The organism is Massilia sp. Root351 (genome assembly GCF_001425045.1).
In the GTDB taxonomy this organism is placed as follows: domain Bacteria; phylum Pseudomonadota; class Gammaproteobacteria; order Burkholderiales; family Burkholderiaceae_D; genus Rugamonas.
The window spans coordinates 431,556-449,406 of sequence record NZ_LMDJ01000001.1; the positions used below are offsets into that span (position 1 = coordinate 431,556).

The window sequence follows — 17,851 nt, forward strand, 5'->3', positions numbered from 1 at the left end:
TGCCGGCCGGCTCAGTACGCCAGCTTCAGTTTGCGGTACAGGAAGCTCAGCACGAACAGCGGCCCGATCAGCAGGAAGCGCACATCGTCGAAAAAGGACGGCTTCTTGCCCTCGATCTTGTGGCCGATGAACTGGCCGATCCAGGCCAGCACGAAGATCGCGATCGACAGCGGCAGGATGGACGGCGGCGGCAGCACCGACAGCACGCCCAGCATGGCCAGCGACATCACCAGCATGCCGGCCGCGAACGGGATCGACAGCCGCACGTAATAGGCCAGCGACAGCAGCACCACGCCCAGCGCCGCCAGCGGCTGCAGGCACCAGATCAGCCCCAGCAGGGAAAATACGATGGCCGGCACGCACACGAAATGGATGATCTCGTTGGTGTGGTTCAGGTGGCTTTCGCTATACTTGGCCAGCAGCACATCGATGGGGCGCGGTTCACTCATGCTCAGAATCTCCAGCATTGTTATTGTTCAGCACTACCGTCCGATTCTACACTGGAACCCCGCCCCAACAAGAGGCCATGACGAACAAACAAGAAACCACGGCGCTGGCCGGCCTGGCCCCGGTGATCGACGCCCGCACCCGCATCCTGATCCTGGGCAGCTTCCCCGGCGCCGCCTCATTGGCAGCACAGCAATACTACGCCCACCCGCGCAATGCCTTGTGGCCCATCCTGTCCGCGCTGACCGGCGATGACCTGGCAGGCTTGCCCTACGGCGAGCGGCTGCCGCGCCTGCTGGCGCACGGGTTCGGGCTGTGGGATGTGCTGGGCGCCTGCGAGCGCCAAGGCAGCCTGGATTCGGCCATCCGCAAGCCCGCCGCCAACGACTTCGCCCGCTTGCGCGAACTGTGTCCGCTACTGGAAACGGTGGGTTTCAACGGCCAGACCTCCGGCAAGTTCGCGCCCGGGTTTGCCGCGCAGGGCTACCGCGCCGTGGTGCTGCCTTCCACCTCGCCAGCCCATGCGTCATTGACGCTGGCGCAAAAGCTGGAGCGGTGGAAAGTGCTGCTTTAGCGCGGGCCCATCCTGGCGTCCGCCGCGGCAAAGTGCGCCATCTGGTCTGCGTGGGCCTTTACAAAGGATGGGCGGGCTGTGGCGCGCGCGAGGTAGGCGCGGCAGGCGGGGAAGTCCGACAGGCCGCCGAAGCGGTCTACCAGGCGCAGCACGTCGGCCATCGTGATGTCGGCGATGGAGAAGGAGCCGGCCAGCCACTCGCGTTGGGCCAGCACCGGCTCCAGGTGGGGGAGGCGGGATTTTTTGAGGAAGTCGTCCATCATTTGCCATCCCGGTGTGCCGTCGTTGTTGCCCGAGAACTGCATCAGTGCCCACGGCAGGCTGGCCATCTCGACGGAATTGAGGGCGGCGAACAGCCACTCCAGGGTCTCGGCGCGGCCGCGCGGGTCGGCAGGCAGCAGCGCCGTGCTGCGCTCGCCCAGGTGCAGCAGGATGGCGCCGGTCTCGAAGACCGACATGCCGCCGTCGGTCAGCCATGGCACCTGGCCGAAGGGCTGGTGCGAAAAGTGTTCGGCCTGGCGGTCGCTGAACGGCACACTCTGGACGCGGTAGGGCAGGCCGGCTTCTTCCAGTGCCCAGCGCACGCGAATGTCGCGCACGAAGCCCCTCGGCATTTCGGGCACCCAGTCGAAGGTGGCGAGCACCAGCGGCTTGGGCGCGACCAGATTTTCAAGCAGTTCGAAGCCCTGTGCCCAGCCTTGTGCGTGGGCCTGGCCGGCCTCGCGGCCGGGCATGCGCTCGTGCGTGAGCACGATTTCCGTGCCGGCGCCGGCGATGTTGAATTCCACTGTCACCAGCGTTTCAGCGTGGTGCGTGGCGTCCGAGATCCAGGTGAAGGCGAGCTTCTTGTTGCGCTCGATGTGGCGGTATTCTCCGTAGTGGCGCAAGGGCTTGTTCGGCGAGTGCATGATCACTTCGAAGGCGCCGCCGACGCGCGCGTCCACGCTTGCGGTGCTGCGCGCCGTGGTGCCGGGGTGCATCCACTGCGCCAGGCTTTCCGGGTCCAGCCAGGCGTCGAACAGTTCATCGACGGTGGCGGGAATGGTGCGCCTGACCACCACGGTGCCCGCGGTGTTTTCGGCATCGCTGCCGGTATTGTTGCCGTTCTTTGCCTGTGTCATTGTGTGCTCCCGGGTTTGTTCTTGTTGCGGTTCCTGAGTACGAAATCCTCCAGGGCCGCCAATCGGCTATCCCAGAAGCGGCGGTACAACGCCATCCATTCGGCGGCTGCCGCCATAGGGGCGGCGTTCAGGGACAGTACATGGTCGCGGCCTTGCACGGTGCGCTTGACCAGCCCCGCGCGTTCCAAAATGCGGATGTGCTTGGAGGTCGAGTTGAGCGAAATCGGAAAAGCGCTCGCCAGCTCGGTCACCCGCGCATCCGACTGCGCCAGCCGCGCGAGGATGGCGCGCCGCGTTCCGTCGGACATCGCCACGAAGAGATCGTCCAGCTGCGTTGTATTATATTCACCCATAAGGGTTAATGTAGGCCGGCGCCAAGCCGGAGTCAAGCAGATTCCGATCGAATTATTTTTTCGGTGCCGCGAATCCTTTCGGCGCTTGCCCGCCTCTTAGCTGATGCAGTACTTCCACACAACCCCAAGGAGACCACATGTCCGGATACCAAAGCCCAGCAGACTTGACCCTGGCGAAAGAACTCATCCAGCTCGCCCCCACGGAGGCGAAAGCCTTCCTCGGCCTGAAGGCCGCTGCCGAACGCGCAGGCGGCGCCATTCCGGAGAAGTACCGCGAACTCATTGCCATCGCGGTCGCCCTGGCCACGCAGTGTTCCTACTGCATCGACGCGCACGCGAAGAACGCCGCCAGGGCAGGGGCCACGCGCGAGGAGATCGCCGAGGCGGTATTCATCGCCTCCGCCCTGCGCGCCGGCGCGGCAGTCGGCCACGGCCTGCTTGCACTGCGGCTGTATGATGAAGCCGTTTCCCCTGACGCAACCGGTACTGCCCAGGCTACCCCGCCCTGAGATCGCATGCTGCTCGCTGTAGAATGCGGCATGAGCAAGCAACTTAAAATTTCGAGAATACTGCACGCGGGCTATGTGTTCGAGTGCGAGGGGACGCAGATCGCGTTTGATACGATCTTCGAGAATCCGTTCAGCCGCAATTGCCACGCTTTCCCGGACGTGCGTTTCGACCACGCGCAGATCCGCGAGCAGAAGTTCGCCGCCGTGTTCATCTCGCACTTCCATGACGACCACTGCTCGCTCGAAAGCCTGGACCTGCTGGACCGCGCCACGCCGCTGTACATCTATTGCATCTTCGACGAGCTGTTCGAGATGGTGCGCCGGCTCGGCTTCGCCAAGGTGCAGCAGCTGCAGCTGAATGTGCCGGTGCGTGCCGGTCCGTTCGAGGTGATCCCGCGCGAGGCCATGGATGCGGACGTGGATTCGATGTTCCAGGTGAAGGCGGCCGGCATGAACGTGCTGAACGTGGTCGATTCGTGGATCGACGGCCACACGCTGGCCCAGCTGGCGCAGGAGGGCCCGTGGGACATGGTGCTGTGGCCTTTCCAGACCATGCGCGAGATCGAGGTGCTGCAGCCGTCGCGCAGTGCGGCCGCGCCGCCGGAACTGCCGGAAGAGTGGATCGCGCAGCTCAAGGTGCTCAAGCCGCGCTACGTGGTGCCGAGCTCCTGCCAGTTCCTGCAGGAGCCTTGGTCCTGGTACAACCGCGCCTTCTTCCCGATCAGCTACCGCCAGTTCGCGCGGGAGGTGGGCGAGGCGCTGCCGCAGGCGCAGGTGGTGCGGCTCAATCCATCCGTGTCGGTGCTGCTGGATGCCGCCTCGCTGAAGGCCGCGCCGCCGCTGCCCTGGGTCGTGCCGGTGGGCGAGCAGGACGTGGACTATCAATACCAAGGCAACGCCGCGCCTCCGCGCACGGCCGACATCGCGCGCCATTTCGCGCCGCTGACGGCCGCGCAGGCCTCGCGCGTGACGGACTATTGCCGCTCCGGCCTGCTGGAGAAATACGGCGATGTGGAAGCGTCGTCCGAGTATTTCGACGAGACGCGTTACTGGCAGTTGTCGGTCTACGACCATGCCGGCCAGGTCACTCGGTTCCGTTACCGCCTGGATGCCGGCGGCGCCCATGCTGACGACGGCAACGCGGCGCTGGGCTGGACCACGGAAATCCCGGCGGCCAAGCTGTATGCCGCGCTGGAGCTGGGCGAGTCGCTGACGTCCATGTACATGCGCATTAACGACGCCGTATTCGATCCCGCCACCGAGCGCTGTCTGCAGGACGCCGACGCCGTCGACGACCCCCTGGTCCGCTGCCTGTTCAGCGACACCTTCGGCGCCTACCAGGCCGCCCAGCTGCGCCGCCTGCTGGCGCGCTAGCTGGCCCGAGCGCGGAAGCCGGCCTTCGCAACTTCCACTATTTGCCCAGCAAAGCCAGCGACTGTTCCCAGTCCTGGCTCCAGCCGTACAGGAAATCGTGCGACTTGAAGGCGCGCTTCAGGGAGCCGATCGGCACGCCGTACACGTCGTGCAGGCCGAGCGCCAGGGTGACCGGGTTCCATACCGCGTTGCGCCTGGACTTTTTCGCGCTGGCCTTCACGCGCGCGCCGTCGTCGCCGAAGATGCCGATGGCCTCGTCCAGCGCCTGGTCCAGGTCCAGCCTGGCCAGGCGGCCGAACGCGGCCAGCACTTCGGCCTTGGGGATGCCGAATTGCGACTCGCGCGCGGTCTCCAGCCTGGGCGGCCTGGCCGCTGCCTCGGCCTCGTGCTTGAGCCGCCCGGCCAGTTTTTCCACTTCCTTCTTCAGGAAGCGCAGCGCATGCAGTTCGCGCCGGAAGCCCGGCTCGGGCAGGCGCGTGACGATCTTGTACGCATCCTTGGTGATGGTGATCAGTACGTCCGCGCTGCCGGCCGCCAGGCGCTGCGTGTCGCCCTCATAGAAGATGGGCGCCGCGTAGCCGCCGTTGGCGTCGCCGAACAGCTCGGGGTAGGCGGCGTCGTAGTCCAGCCACACGTAGGGCGTGAGCCCTTGTTCGATCAGCCGCGCCAGCGTCCACGGGGTGGCGGTCTGCTGGGCCAGCCAGGCGCAGGCTTCGTCGGTGGTGGCGCGGAATGGCAGGTCTGGGGTTGCGCTGGGGGTGCTCATAATTCTTTCTGCGAAATAGTTTTGTGCGTCGCACAAAACTGTGTTACACTTGCGTCTTCGGTGGAGTTCTGAACCCCGCCGAGCCCTGGGAGACGAGCGATGCCGCGTGTGTAAAGCTGCGAAGCACTCAAGTCGGATGGGGATTGTAGTTCAAGATACGATAGTCGGTTTACACATTGGAGGCACCATGCAGATAGCATGGGCGTCCGAAGCTCCGGCACCGCGCAGATAGCACGGGCCAAGCAGCGATTGTAGCATTATTGGCAATACATTGAAACGAAGCCCGCAGCAAGCGGGCTTTTTTTTTCCCGCCTCCCGTCCTCCCCAGTTGGTCCCCGAATTCGGCGCAGCAGCGCCCACACAGGAGTAAATGCATGGCTAAAGAAGAACTGATTGAAATGAGTGGCGTCGTGTCCGAAGCGCTGCCGGAACTGCGTTTCCGCGTGGACCTGGACAACGGCCACAAGCTGATCGCCTATACCTCGGGCAAAATGCAAAAGAACCACATCCGCATCCTGGCGGGCGACAAGGTGACGCTCGAGCTGTCGCCGTACGACCTGACCAAGGGCCGCATCATTTTCCGCCACATCGAAAAACGCGGCCCAGCGCCGACGCAAAACTTCCCGCGCCGCCGCTAAGGCCACAGCGGGCCGCAGCTGCCGTAGCCACGGCCGCCGGCCCCGCTTACACCTTAAAGAAGGCCACCAGCTCCTGCAGCGTCTCGGCCTGGGCGCTCAGTTCCTCGGCGGTTGCCGCCAGCTGCTCGGACGAGGCGGCGTTGGTCTGGGTCGACTGGCCGAGCTGCCCCATGGCCTGGTTGATCTGGCCGATGCCGGCGCTCTGTTCGTCCGAAGCGGCGCTGATCTCCTGCACCAGCCCTGACGTCTTGCCGATGGCCGGCACGATTTCCTGCAGCAGCGCGCCCGCCTGTTCGGCCATGCCGACGCTGGCGTGCGCCGTCTGGCCGATTTCCTGCGCCGCCACCTGGCTGCGTTCGGCCAGCTTGCGCACCTCGGCCGCCACCACCGCAAATCCCTTGCCGTGTTCCCCCGCGCTGCCGCCTCGATGGCCGCGTTCAGCGCCAGCAAATTGGTTTGGTAGGCGATGTCGTCGATGATGACGATCTTCCTGGCGATCTGCTGCATCGCCGCCGCCGTCTCCGCCACCGCCCCGCCGCCGGCCTGCGCCTTGCTGGCGGCATCGCCTGCGATTTCCGCCGTCACCTTGGCGTTGGCCGAATTCTGCTGAACCGACGCCGTCATCTGCTCCACCGAGGCACTGGTCTGCTCCACGCCGGCCGCCTGTTCGCTGGAGCTCTGGCTCAGCGACTGGGCTGTGGCGCTGGTCTGGCTGGCGGCTTCGCTGATGCCGTCGGCCGCTTCGCGCACCCGGCCCACGGTATCGGCCAGGCGTTCCACCATCAGCTTGAGCGAGCGCGCCATGCTGTCCTTGTCGCGCGCGGCCAGCGCGATGTGCTGCGTCAGGTCGCCCTCGGCCACCTTCAGCAGCACTGCGTTAACGTAAGCCGGTTCGCCGCCCAGCTGGCGGATCAGGTGGCGGCTGATGGCCCAGCCGATCAGGCCTGCCAGCAGCGCGATCACCGCCACGCTGGCGCCCATCAGGTTGCGCGTCTGGCGCTGCCGCGCGACCCGGTCGTCGATCAGTGCGCCCAGTTCGCCCAGGCCGGCGTATGCCGCCTCGAACTGCGTGTCGATGGCGCGCGTGGTGAACGCGATATAGTCGGACGAAGGATAGTCGATGGTGTCGGCCAGCACCTTGCCGCGCGCCAGGTCGGACACTTCCTGCGCCATGCGCATGGCGCTGGCCACTGCCGTGCCCAGCTTGCGCTCGACGGCGGCATTGCCGTCGTAGCTCTTCAGGAAGGAGCGGGTGGCGCTGTCGATCGCCAGCCTTTCCTTGGCCAGCAAGCCGTACATGGCGGCGCGGCCGTCGATGTCGATCTGTTTCGAGGCCAGGATGCCGGCGCCCCTGGCGCGCAGCTGGCCGGTGCTTTCGGACAGCTGCGGCAGGTCGAACAGCACGCCGCGCATCAGGTAATAGCTGTCGGCGTCCGGGTCCAGCGCCAGGCCATAGCGGTCCGCCACGCCTTCCAGCAAGAGCAGCAGCACTTCGCACAGGGCGGTGTGGCCCTGGTAGCTGTCGGCCGTGTTCAGGCTGCGCGATGCGACCCGGGCTTGCAGCGCCTGCCAGTCGTTGCGCACCTGCGCCAGCACCTTGGCGGTGGCGCGGTGCTCGCCCTTGAGCAGGGTTTCCACTTCGGCCAGCGCGCGGCCCACTTCCTCGGCCTTGGCGCTGCGCTGGTTGGCCAGCTGGCCGGTGGTGACGAAGGCGGCAGACAGGCCCCGGTGCTGCTGTACCCGCTGCAGCAGGCGCATGGCCGCTTCGCTGGGCGCCACGCCGCTGCGCTCGGTGACCGAGTAGTCTATGCTCTTGTTGCTGCCATCGAGGTACAGTACCAGCGGAGGCAACACCAGCAGCACACCCATCATGCCCAGCAGGGCGAAACGCTGCCACAATCTCATGCTGTTCAATAGTCTCGCCACGCTGCCTCCCAACGTCGGTTAACAATCCCTCACGGTAGAACCTGCACCGCTATGCCGGACGCCATGCCCGGCGCGTGATACACGCGCTGCGTGGCCTTCTTGAAGTCCTCGGGCCTGGCGCGCGGGATCTCCATGAAAGCCTGCGGGTTCAGGTCCACCAGCGGGAACCAGGAACTTTGCACCTGCACCATGATGCGGTGGCCGCGCCGGAAGGTGTGGTTCACCTCGCCGATGCTGTAGTTCAGCGCCTCCACCTTGCCCGGTACGAATGGCTCCGGCTTCTCGAAGCTGTGGCGGAACTTGCCGCGCAGCGGATTGCCGCGCACCAGCTGCTGGTAGCCTGCCATGTTGGCCTGCGGCGGGCCCACGTCGTGCTCTTCCTCCTGCTTGCCGCCGACCTTGCCTTCGTCCGGTTGCGGATAGTCGTCCGGGTACACGTCGATCAGCTTGACCACCCAGTCGGCGTCGGTGCCGCTGGTGGAGACGAACAGCTTGGGCGACACCGTGCCCACCACCGTCACGTCCTGTTCCAGCACTTCGCTGCGGTATACCAGCACGTCCGGCCGCGAGGCGGCGAAGCGCTGGTCGGAGACCATGTATTCCTTCGGCACGCCGGTGGCCGGGTAGCCGATGTAGGGCACCGGCTTGGCCGGATCGCTGACGTATTCGTCGTAGCCGGCGCCGCTGATGGCGCCCGGCTGCTGCCAGCCCAGGGTGCCGTTGGCGCCGAAGTACAGCGTGCGCGCCCTGGCCTGCTGCGGCGGCCAGGCGCTGTAGCTGCGCCAGACGTTGCTGCCGGTCTCGAAGGCGCGCACGTTCGGCGCGGCGGCCGCCTTGCCGCCCTTTTCCCCCGCATCCTTGAGGTGCTGCTCGAAGAAGGGCAGCAGGATGTGCTGGCGGAAGTAGTCCGAGGTCTTGGCGTCGAAGCGCACATGGCCGAGGCGCTTGCCGTCGTCGCCGGCCCAGCCGCCGTGCACCCACGGGCCGATCACCAGGCCGTTGTAGATGCCGGGATTGTGGCGCTTGATGGACTGGTAGGTGGTAAACGGGCCTTGCAGGTCTTCCGCGTCGTACCAGCCGCCCACGGTCAGCACGGCCGCCTTGATGTTCCTCAGGTGCGGCGCGATATTGCGGCTTTGCCAGAACGCGTCGTAGGTGCTGTGCTCCACGTTGGGCCAGAACAGCGCGCGCTGCTTGTCCGTCATGGTGGCGCCGATTTTCTCCAGCGTGCGGTGCTTCAGGAAGAAGTCGTAGCCGTCGCTCGCGCCGTAGTCGAAGTCGGTCCAGGTGGCCGGCAGCGGCGTCGGGTTCGGCTCTTCCGTGAAGGCGGCGTAGAAGTCGAAATTGGCGGCCAGCATGAAGGCGCCGCCGTGGTAGGAATCGTCGCCCATGTACAGGTCGGTCACCGGCGCCTGCGGCGAAGCGGCCTTGATGGCAGGGTGCGAATCGATGATGCTGGCCGACGTGTAGAAACCGGGGTAGGAGATGCCGTGGATGCCGACCTTGCCATTGTTGTTGGGCACGTTCTTCAGCAGCCACTCCACCGTGTCGTACATGTCCTGGCTTTCGTTGCCTTCGCCCGGCTGGCGCTTGGCGTTGAGGTGCGGCGTCATCTCCTGCCACTTGCCCTCGGACATGAAGCGGCCGCGCACGTCCTGCTTGACGAAGATGTAGCCGCTGGTTTCGAACGCGCGCGACGGGCCGAGGTGCTTGGGATAGAAGTCCACGCCGTAGCGCAGCTTCTCATCGGCCGTCACGCCGGCGCTGTAGGGCGTGCGCTGCATCAGGAAGGGATAGCGTTGCGAGCTGTCCTTGGGCACGTAGACGGCGGTGAACAGGCGCACCCCGTCGCGCATGGGGATGCGGTACTCGTACTTGGTGTAGTGCTCGCGCACCGAATAGGTATCGGCGGCGGGGGCGTCGTTGCCGGCGTGCGCGGCGCCGAAGGCCAGCAGCAGGCCGAGGGCCAGGCCGGAAAGGGCGGTGCGTAGTGGAGCGTGCGGTGCGGTGCGTGGTGCGGTCATGGGCGTTTACATAGTCGGGGCTGAGCCCATCAGTGTAACCCGCCCATCGCGCATGTTGTCAATTTGAGTAGGCGTTGCGTTGGCGTTCCTGGAACTTCAGCCGGTCCAGCTTGGCCGCGTACAGGTCGTGGTCGCTGCGCGTGGTGCTGTTGTCCATCGCCAGTTTCATGTGCTTGTCGGCGGTTTTCATGTCGCCCAGGTAGTAGGACGCGACCGCCAGCCAGAAATGGAACTCATGATAGTAGGGCGCCCGGTCCACTTCGCGCGCGAACAGGTGGCGCGCCTTCTTGTAGTCGCCTTCCTTCATGGCTTTCTGGCCAAGGTTGAAATAATGGAAGGGCGGGTACGGCTCCAGCCGCGCCAGCTCCTCGCGTATGGCCGCCGCCTCCAGCGTGCGGCCCATGTTGTCGAGCACCTGCACCAGGTTGAACATGGCAATGGTGTTGTTCGGCTGCAGCTGCTGGGCGTAGCGCAGTGCCGCTTCCGCCTGCGGCAGGTTGCCGTGGTGCTGGTAGACGATGGCCAGCGTATTGTAGGAGCTGAAGAAAGTGGGGTCGGCCTGGGTCGCCTTGCGCGCCCACCAGTAGGCCCGCTGCAGTTCCTTGCGCGCCAGCGACTCGGCGGCGCGGTTGTTCATGAACATGGCGACGATGCGCTGTTCCGGGATGGGCACCGTCACCAGGTTCCTGGTTTCCGCGGGCGGCTCGAAATCCACCACCATGAACTGGTTCGGCTCCACATTGTGCGTGTCCTTCATGCGCGACTTGCCCAGCACCAGATTCACGTGGCCGCTGGCGAAGTACAGGTTGCCGGTGCGGCTCCAGGTCTCCTCGGTGGTGACGGCCTGGTATTGCACCGACATGTCCATTTCGCGCGCCATGGCCGCCGTCATCACCACCAGCGACAGGCAGTTGCCGCGCCGCGCCTCGAAGGTCTGGGCGGCGTTGCGGGTCATGGTGGCGTCGTACTCAAGCTTGAGCTGGTCGCGCTTGTACAGCGCGTCGAACAGGATCAGTTGCGGCTCGCGCCTGGCGCGCGAATGCGCCAGCGTTTGCGCGTACTTCTTCATTTCGTCGGTGAGAGCGAAAATCTGGCCGGCGTTGATGTCGGGGTCGGGCTGGCCGAACAGCTCATCCTGGAACAGCTGCGCGGACGGCGGAGGCGGCGCCACCGTGGCGCAACCGGCCAGCAGCAGCGATGCGGTGAGCGACAGGAGCAGGGCGGTAAAGCGTTTCATGGTACACCTCCATGAAACAAGTATCCTCGGCTGCCATGCCACTGTCAAACGGCAAATATGCGGCGTTGCAGCAGCCCTCCGCAGGGCAGAATGGCGGGGATTTTAGCCCAGCGGCCTGGCTTCCACCGGTTGCCCTTGGGCGTCGAAACGCTGCGCCACGGACACTGCGTGCAGGCCGATGGTGGCCAGCGCGTCGGCGATGTCGTCCACCTCCAGCTGTAGGTCGCAGCCGAGGTCGATCGGCTTGTCGCAGCACAGCAGCACGGCGCCGCCGGGCGCGCCGTACAGGGTCACGCGCAGCACCATGTCACCGCGCACGTCGGCCGGGGCGATGACGGCGCTGGCCTCCGGATGCGCCTGCAGCGCCTGGCCCAGCTTGGCCATCATGTCCAGCATGGCGTATTCGGCCTGCGCCTGTTCCTTGGCGCCGTAGAACAGGTCCTGGTACAGGAAGTTCAGCTCCAGCGGACGCGCGCCGGCCAGGCAGCGCTGCACCAGCGGCGCCGCCTTCAAGGTCCACTGGCGGTAGCGCTCCATGCGCGCGGCGTAGTAGTCGTCCTGTTCCTGCTCGCCTTGCGGCGGCTGGTAGAACGGGTCGTCGGCGCGCTTCAGCGCAAAGCCCAGCAGGAAGCGCAGTTCCACCGCCGTGTCGTCCGCGCCGAAGCCGGTTGGCGCCCAGCCGCCCATGCTGCGCTCCAGCGCGGGCGCAGCCTGCATTTTCTTTTCCATCATCGAGGTGGCCGCCTCGCGCACCATGGCGTTGAGCTGGCTGTAGCTGACGCGGTCGATCTCGTCCAGGTCGTAGGCATGCTGCACCAGCACCACCTTGGCTTTCGGGCTTTCCAGGCCGTCCTTGGTAAAGCTCTGCAGCAGTGCGTCGAACGCGGCTTCGTCCTGGAATTCCTGCGCCTGCACCAGCCCGCCCGTGCTGTGCACGAACACCGGAATGGCGAAGGCGTTGATCTCGATGTCGGGCTGGCCTTCGCGGCGGATCAGCACCGTGCCGGCCGCCTCTTCGACGGTCTCGCGCAGCAGGCGGTAGGCGTCCACGTCTTCGAAGCGGGCCAGTTCGATGGCGCTGTAGAGCAGCTCGTCCTTCTTCTGCTGCACGTACTTGCGCACCTGGCGCGGGAATTCGGCGGCCTTCTGGCGCAGCTCGGCGCTCAGCTGGTCGCTGTCCTCCTGCTCGGCCAGTTCCAGCGCGGTGGCGCACAGCGCCTCGGCCAGGAATTCTTCTTTTTCTTCGGGTGGGGTGCTGTTCTTGCGGGGAGCGGGGCGCTTATTTTTAGGCATGTGTGCGCTGATGGCGTATTTAATGTTCGGTGTGGAAGGTTTCGTGCAATTCGTCGAGCAGGTCGGCGGTTTCGTCCTCGGACAAGCCGAGGTGGGCGCAGGCGATGTCGCCGCCCTTGTCCCACTCCAGCGAGCTGCCGTAGCCGTGCAGGCGCTGGATGCCCTTGTCGGCCAATACCGAGAGCGCGACCAGCGAGCGCACCGCGTCGTCGGTGGCGTCGTCGTTCATCACGGCGTAGTCGTGATGGTGCAGGATGGCCCAGGACACGTCCGGCGACAAGCCCCAGTTGCGTGCCAGCAGGCAGCCGATGGCGGCGTGGTTGGTGCTGTGGCGGGCATCCTCGACCAGCGTGAATTTCTGTTCGGCGTCGCGGCTGGCGATGGCGAAGGTGTCTTTATAGTCCGGGAAGCGGCTCATCAGCAGCGGCACGCCGATGTCGCAGAACAGGCCGAAGGTGTGGGCGATGTCCGGCGGCGCGATGCGCAGCCTGCGCGAGGTGAACACCAGTGCCTGCGCGCGGCGCGCCGAGATTTCCCAGAAGCTGTCCAGGTTGCCGTCCTTGCCGTCGATGGCCTGGCGCGCCAGCAGCCCGGTGAGCAGCGCGGCGCACTGGTTAATACCGAGGAAATTGATGGCCTGCTCGACCGACTTGGCCTTGCGCGCGGCGCCGAAGAAAGGCGAATTGGCCAGCTTCAGCAGCGCGCCGGACATGCCGACGTCGTTGCCGATGATGCGGGCGATGCGGCGTGGCGAAGGATCGGTTTCCGCCAGTTCCCGTTGCAGATCGACCAGCAGGCTGGGACGCGGCGGTATGCGGATCGAGCGCAGCAGCGCGTCCTCTACCGTGGAGGCGATTACCGGGGCTGGGGCAGCAACTGAGTTCATGATTGGTTGGGGGGCGGGTCCGCACGAATTGCTGATTATCGCTCGTTCCGCGTTGCTGTAGCGCAAAATTCCGAGAAAAAAAGTGTAAATGCAGCACGTGCCGGCGAAACATTGGCAGATGTGCACCGCGTGCATGCAAGCGTGCGCCGCTGGGGCGCGCTAGTATTGCACTTATGACTACTATCATTGCTGGGATAGATTTTAACGCACCTTCGCACGAGGTGGCGCCGCAGCTCATCGGTGTGACCGTGCTGGTGGATGGCGTGGGCGGGCGCATCGTGGAAACCGAGGCCTACGACATGACCGAGCCGGCCGCGCACACCTTCAGCGGGCCTAGCGCGCGCAACGCTTCCATGTTCGGGCCGCCGGGGCATGCTTATGTGTATTTGTCGCATGGCATCCACTGGTGCTTGAATTTTGTGTGCCGCGAGGCAGGGCACGGCGCCGGGGTGCTGATACGGGCCATCGAGCCGCTGGCCGGGCTGGACGCGATGCGCGTGCGGCGCGGCGGTGAGGATGTGCGCATGCTGTGCTCAGGGCCGGGCAAGCTGTGCCAGGCGATGGCGGTGACGCGCGCGCACAACGGTCTGGCGTTGACGGCTGCGCCGTTCGAGCTGGTGGCGCCCTCGGTGCCGCTGTTGCCGGCAGCGCTGGCCGTGGGCCCGCGCATCGGGATTTCCAAGGCGATCGAGCTGCCGTGGCGTTTCGGCGAAGCCGGCTCGCGCTTCCTGAGCCGGCCATTCAGGTAGGCGCTGGCGGAACAAGGGATGGCCGTGATCAGTTCGTGCGCGAATGTCGTATCGCTACGGACGGCGGCCAATCGCGGACTGCCGGCCCCGTCCAATTTTTGGATGATGTCGAGTTATCAATTTAAATGGCAGCCGGTCAAGTTCTTCTGATTCAGCGTCAAGCTGCGCGGCGTTGGGACTTCATGCTGGGGCGTGCTCCGGTTAGCAGCGCCGTACTTCGCATCGGGCTGTTTTCGGCCCGGCGTTCGGCGGCGGCGCTGGTGGCGCCGCTGCCGTCAAGCTGAAACACGCCGACCGCGAGCGACAGCTGCGCCGCCTGTTGCTGCAGGCTCTCGGCGGCGGCGGCGGCTTGCTCCACCAGCGCGGCGTTCTGCTGCGTTACGTCGTCTATCCGTTCCACCGCCTGGTTGACCTCGGCGATGCCCTGCGCCTGCTCTGCGCTGGCGTCGCTGATGCGGGTGATGATGTCGTTCACCTGCTGCACCGACGCCACGATGTCGTCCATGCTGCTGCCGGCCTGGTTCACGCAGGCGCTGCCGCTGTCGATGGTGGCCACCGAGTCCGCAATCAGGGCCTTGATCTCCCTGGCGGCGCCGGCCGAGCGTTGCGCCAGCGTACGCACTTCGGCGGCCACCACGGCAAAGCCCCGCCCGGACTCGCCCGCGCGCGCCGCTTCCACTGCCGCGTTCAACGCCAGGATATTGGTCTGGAACGAGATGCCGTCGATGACGCCGATGATTTCCACGATCTTGCGCGAGCTGGCCCGTATGGTGTCCATGCTGTTGACCGCTTGCGCCACCGCCGCGCCGCCCTTGCTGGCCAGGCCGCTGGCGCTGGCCGCCAGCGCGCAGGCCAGGCGTGCGTTGTCGGCGTTCTGGCGCACCGCCTGGGTCAGGTTTTGCATGGCGCTGGCGGTTTCTTCCAGCGACGCGGCCTGGCGTTCGGTGCGGTTGGACAGGTCCAGGTTGCCGCTGGCGATTTCGTGCGAGGCAGTGTCGATCGACTGCACCGCGCCGGTGACGGTGCGCAGCGTCTGGCTCAGGTTGGCGATGGTCTGGTCCAGCGCGCGTGCCGTGTCGGCGATTTCGTCGCGCCCTTCGTTGCGCTTGCCCAGCGCCAGCCGGCCGGCGGCCAGTTCGCGCACTGCGTCGCCGATGGCGTGGATGTCGCGCAGCAGCGCGGCGCGCACCCGTACCGTGGCCAGCAGCGACAGCGCGATCGACAGCAGCACCAGCCCGGCCATGGTCACGCCCAGCGCCTGGAAGTCGGCCCGGGCCTGGCTGTGGGCCTGTTCGCTCAGGTGCTTCTCCAGCGCGGCCAGCTGGCCCAGCTGCTCGTTGAGCAGCACGAACTGCGCCTCTGCCTTGGCCATGGAATTGGTGGCGATGGACTGGTCGACCGCGGCGATCTCCATGGTCTCCAGCACCTGTTTGCGGTAGCCGGCCAGCGCCTGCGCGGAGGCGTCGACGAATTTGCGTTCGGCCGGGTCGGCCACGCCGGCCAGCGCGGCCAGCTGCTTGTCCACGCTGGCATGGCGCGCCTTGATTTGCGCACTCAGCGCGTCCAGGCGCGCCTGTGCGAAACTGCCGTTGATCCAGGCCAGCAGCTGGTAGATATTGGCGTGCGCGAACCTGGCGTCGCCCATCACGCTGGCGGTGGCTTGCAGGCGCGCGGCGCGCACCTGCACCAGGTTTTCCATCGAGGCGTTCTGGCGCACCATGCCGTAGTAGGCGCTGGCCGAGGTGACCACCAGCAGCACCAGCACCAGGCAGGGCGCCAGCAGCAGTTTCGGTCCGATCCGCAGTTTGTTCAGCATGGCAGCCTCCCCGGCCAGGTTCGCATTCGCTCGCCACTTCTGCTACTTCTTGTAGATGCCGGCTTCCAGCACCACGTCGCCCACCCGCAGGATGTAGGTGGTCTTCGGTTCGATCTTGCCGCTGGTCGGGTTCTTGTACATGTAGTCGACCCAGCCCTTGCCCTTCTTGGCGGCCAGCTCGATGATCTCGCGGCGGTACTTTTTGCCGTTGGCATCCGGTACGTCTGTCAGGTCCTTGCCGACGATGGCCGGATTGACCGGGTGGGCCAGCACGATGCCGGTGTGGATGTCGCGCATGTCCACGTACAGCGAACCCTGCAGGAACTCCGGGTCCTTGGCGCTGATCTTCTTCATCATTTCTTCCTTGCCGTTGGCCTTGATGAAGGCGGCGCCGCGTTCGGCCATCGCGATGGCGTCTTTCTCGCTCGGCTCGGCGCTGGCCCGGGCCGACGAGATGGTGGCAGCTGCGCCCAGGCAGAGCAGGGTGCCGATCAGCATGCGTTTCATGGAGGTCCTCCGTGAGTTGTGTGTCGGATTACTTTACGTCCCGCAGGCAGCGTCCGAATTGCGATAGCGCAAGCTTGCTGCGAGTCATCTTCAGCCGCTGCGGATGCGTCAAGAAAACGTGCCTTTCTGGAAAATAGCCGGGTGCAACTTGATCCTCGGCAACGCGGCCCGGCCGTTGAAAACTACGATGAAGTTCCCACCCAAATTTCCATCACCCGGGAGATTGCAATGACCGCAGACTCGTTGCCCGTGAAGTTCAAGCCCTACACCCGCCAGACCATCAACCAGGCCCGCCAGTGGGCGTGGATGCCGGACCACTTGCGTGAAGCGACGCAAGTGGTGTCGCATGTGCTGCCGTTCCGCACCAATGAGTATGTGCTGGACCAGCTGATCGACTGGAACAAGGTGCCGGACGATCCGATCTACCGCTTGGTCTTCCCGCACCGCGACATGCTGGCGCCGGAGGAGTACGCGCACCTGCGCGACCTGGTGCTGGCGAAGAAGGACGACGCGGCCATTGCGCGCTACGTGCACGGCCTGCGCATGCGCATGAACCCGCACCCGGCCGGACAGATGACGCACAACGTGCCGCGCGTGAACGACGCGCCGCTCAAAGGCCTGCAGCACAAGTACAAGGAGACGGTGCTGTTTTTCCCCAGCGCCGGGCAGACCTGCCACGCTTACTGCACTTTCTGCTTTCGCTGGCCGCAGTTCGTGGGCATGGAGGACATGAAATTCGACGCCAGGGAAACGGCGCAGCTGGCGGCTTACCTGCGCGAGCACAAGGAAGTGACGGACGTGCTGATTACCGGCGGCGACCCGCTGATCATGAATACGCGCTCGCTTACAGCGTTCATCGAACCCCTGCTGGCGCCGGAGCTGGCGCACATCCAGAACATCCGCATCGGCACCAAGTCGGTGGCGTATTGGCCGCAGCGCTTCGTGTCCGACAAGGATGCAGATGATTTGCTGCGCCTGTTCGAGCGGGTGGTTGCGTCGGGCAAGAACATGGCCATCATGGGACACTACAACCACGCGGTGGAGCTGAGGCAGGAGATTGCGCAGAAGGCGGTCAAGCGCATCGTCGGCACCGGCGCCACCCTGCGCATGCAGGGGCCGCTGATCCGCCACATCAACGAGGACCCGAAGAGCTGGGCCGAGCTGTGGACCACCGGCGTGCGGCTGGGGGCCATTCCGTACTACATGTTCGTGGAGCGGGACACCGGGCCGCGCGAGTACTTCCAGCTGCCGCTGGCGCGCGCGCACGAAATTTTCCAGCAGGCTTACCAGATGGTGTCCGGCTTGTCGCGCACGGTGCGCGGGCCGTCCATGAGCGCATTCCCGGGCAAGGTGGTGATCGACGGCGTGGCCACCATCGCCGGCGAAAAGGTGTTCGCTTTGCAGTTCCTGCAGGCGCGCAATGCGGACTGGGTGCGCAGGCCGTTTTATGCCAGGTACGATGCCGACGCCACGTGGATGGACGAGCTGGTGCCGGCTTTCGGCAAGGAGAAGTTCTTCTTCGAGGAAGGCCAGACGCCGCCGCGCAAGATCATTCGGCTTGCCACCGCGCGCGCCGGCGCGGTGCCGTCGCCGTCCTGCGGCTCGCGCAGCAACGCGGCCTGATGGAGATG

The 17,851-nt window shown here is 65.6% G+C and carries 16 protein-coding genes and 1 pseudogene; 6 read left to right on the forward strand and 11 right to left on the reverse strand.

What is annotated here, in order from left to right; translation table 11 throughout:
- Positions 1 to 11 precede the first annotated feature (11 nt).
- The gene (locus ASD15_RS01920; protein WP_057153638.1) at positions 12 to 449 is read right to left on the reverse strand and encodes a DUF962 domain-containing protein; all 438 of its coding nucleotides are present in this window, start codon (positions 447 to 449) and stop codon (positions 12 to 14) included.
- 77 nt (positions 450 to 526) lie between these two features.
- On the opposite strand from ASD15_RS01920, the gene ASD15_RS01925 reads away from it, so the two are divergent.
- Positions 527 to 1,021, forward strand: coding sequence for a DNA-deoxyinosine glycosylase (locus tag ASD15_RS01925; protein WP_057153053.1), 495 nt, complete (start codon positions 527 to 529; stop codon positions 1,019 to 1,021).
- Here the strand turns inward: ASD15_RS01925 and ASD15_RS01930 are convergent.
- Both ASD15_RS01930 and ASD15_RS01935 read right to left on the reverse strand, forming a co-directional pair.
- A complete protein-coding gene (locus ASD15_RS01930) occupies positions 1,018 to 2,142 on the reverse strand; it encodes an SRPBCC domain-containing protein (protein ID WP_200953901.1) in 1,125 nt (374 codons plus the stop codon). The two genes, ASD15_RS01925 and ASD15_RS01930, sit on opposite strands and share 4 nt — an antisense overlap.
- A complete protein-coding gene (locus ASD15_RS01935; RefSeq protein WP_057153054.1) occupies positions 2,139 to 2,495 on the reverse strand; it encodes a helix-turn-helix transcriptional regulator in 357 nt (118 codons plus the stop codon). The genes ASD15_RS01930 and ASD15_RS01935 overlap by 4 nt, the downstream gene beginning before the upstream one ends.
- A gap of 137 nt (positions 2,496 to 2,632) precedes the next feature.
- Here ASD15_RS01935 and ASD15_RS01940 point away from each other — a divergent pair, with 137 nt between their 5' ends.
- Positions 2,633 to 3,004, forward strand: coding sequence for a carboxymuconolactone decarboxylase family protein (locus ASD15_RS01940; protein ID WP_057153055.1), 372 nt, complete (start codon positions 2,633 to 2,635; stop codon positions 3,002 to 3,004).
- Positions 3,005 to 3,034: 30 nt separating this feature from the next.
- Complete coding sequence (locus tag ASD15_RS01945) at positions 3,035 to 4,378, forward strand: MBL fold metallo-hydrolase (protein ID WP_057153640.1); 1,344 nt, start codon at positions 3,035 to 3,037, stop codon at positions 4,376 to 4,378.
- Between the two features lie 37 nt (positions 4,379 to 4,415).
- Here the strand turns inward: ASD15_RS01945 and ASD15_RS01950 are convergent, their stop codons facing one another.
- Positions 4,416 to 5,144: a hypothetical protein gene (locus tag ASD15_RS01950; RefSeq protein ID WP_057153056.1), complete on the reverse strand. Its 729-nt coding sequence runs from the start codon at positions 5,142 to 5,144 to the stop codon at positions 4,416 to 4,418.
- 374 nt (positions 5,145 to 5,518) lie between these two features.
- On the opposite strand from ASD15_RS01950, the gene infA reads away from it, so the two are divergent.
- Positions 5,519 to 5,782 (forward strand): translation initiation factor IF-1, encoded by a 264-nt coding sequence (infA, locus tag ASD15_RS01955; protein WP_057153057.1) that lies wholly within the window; start codon positions 5,519 to 5,521, stop codon positions 5,780 to 5,782.
- Between the two features lie 46 nt (positions 5,783 to 5,828).
- Here infA and ASD15_RS33620 read toward each other — a convergent pair.
- The 5 genes and pseudogenes from ASD15_RS33620 to ASD15_RS01980 all read right to left on the reverse strand — a co-directional run bounded on the left by ASD15_RS33620 (position 5,829) and on the right by ASD15_RS01980 (position 13,148).
- Positions 5,829 to 7,687: pseudogene (locus ASD15_RS33620) on the reverse strand (methyl-accepting chemotaxis protein).
- A 50-nt stretch (positions 7,688 to 7,737) separates the two neighbouring features.
- Positions 7,738 to 9,732, reverse strand: a complete 1,995-nt coding sequence (locus ASD15_RS01965; RefSeq protein WP_057153059.1) for a CocE/NonD family hydrolase — start codon at positions 9,730 to 9,732, stop codon at positions 7,738 to 7,740.
- 58 nt (positions 9,733 to 9,790) lie between these two features.
- A complete protein-coding gene (locus ASD15_RS01970; protein ID WP_057153060.1) occupies positions 9,791 to 10,969 on the reverse strand; it encodes a tetratricopeptide repeat protein in 1,179 nt (392 codons plus the stop codon).
- A 102-nt stretch (positions 10,970 to 11,071) separates the two neighbouring features.
- Positions 11,072 to 12,262, reverse strand: coding sequence for a DUF2863 family protein (locus ASD15_RS01975; protein ID WP_057153061.1), 1,191 nt, complete (start codon positions 12,260 to 12,262; stop codon positions 11,072 to 11,074).
- A 19-nt stretch (positions 12,263 to 12,281) separates the two neighbouring features.
- Positions 12,282 to 13,148, reverse strand: coding sequence for an HDOD domain-containing protein (locus tag ASD15_RS01980; RefSeq protein WP_057153062.1), 867 nt, complete (start codon positions 13,146 to 13,148; stop codon positions 12,282 to 12,284).
- A 173-nt stretch (positions 13,149 to 13,321) separates the two neighbouring features.
- Between ASD15_RS01980 and ASD15_RS01985 the strand changes: the two genes are divergently transcribed.
- Positions 13,322 to 13,897 carry a DNA-3-methyladenine glycosylase gene (locus tag ASD15_RS01985; RefSeq protein WP_057153063.1) on the forward strand — a complete coding sequence of 192 codons (576 nt, stop codon included), beginning with the start codon at positions 13,322 to 13,324 and terminating at the stop codon, positions 13,895 to 13,897.
- 157 nt (positions 13,898 to 14,054) lie between these two features.
- On the opposite strand, the gene ASD15_RS01990 is transcribed toward ASD15_RS01985, so the two are convergent.
- Complete coding sequence (locus ASD15_RS01990) at positions 14,055 to 15,713, reverse strand: methyl-accepting chemotaxis protein (protein WP_057153064.1); 1,659 nt, start codon at positions 15,711 to 15,713, stop codon at positions 14,055 to 14,057.
- Between the two features lie 42 nt (positions 15,714 to 15,755).
- Positions 15,756 to 16,211 (reverse strand): cache domain-containing protein, encoded by a 456-nt coding sequence (locus tag ASD15_RS01995; RefSeq protein WP_229418063.1) that lies wholly within the window; start codon positions 16,209 to 16,211, stop codon positions 15,756 to 15,758.
- 237 nt (positions 16,212 to 16,448) lie between these two features.
- Here ASD15_RS01995 and ASD15_RS02000 point away from each other — a divergent pair, with 237 nt between their 5' ends.
- Positions 16,449 to 17,843 (forward strand): KamA family radical SAM protein, encoded by a 1,395-nt coding sequence (locus ASD15_RS02000; protein WP_057153066.1) that lies wholly within the window; start codon positions 16,449 to 16,451, stop codon positions 17,841 to 17,843.
- Positions 17,844 to 17,851: the final 8 nt, after the last annotated feature.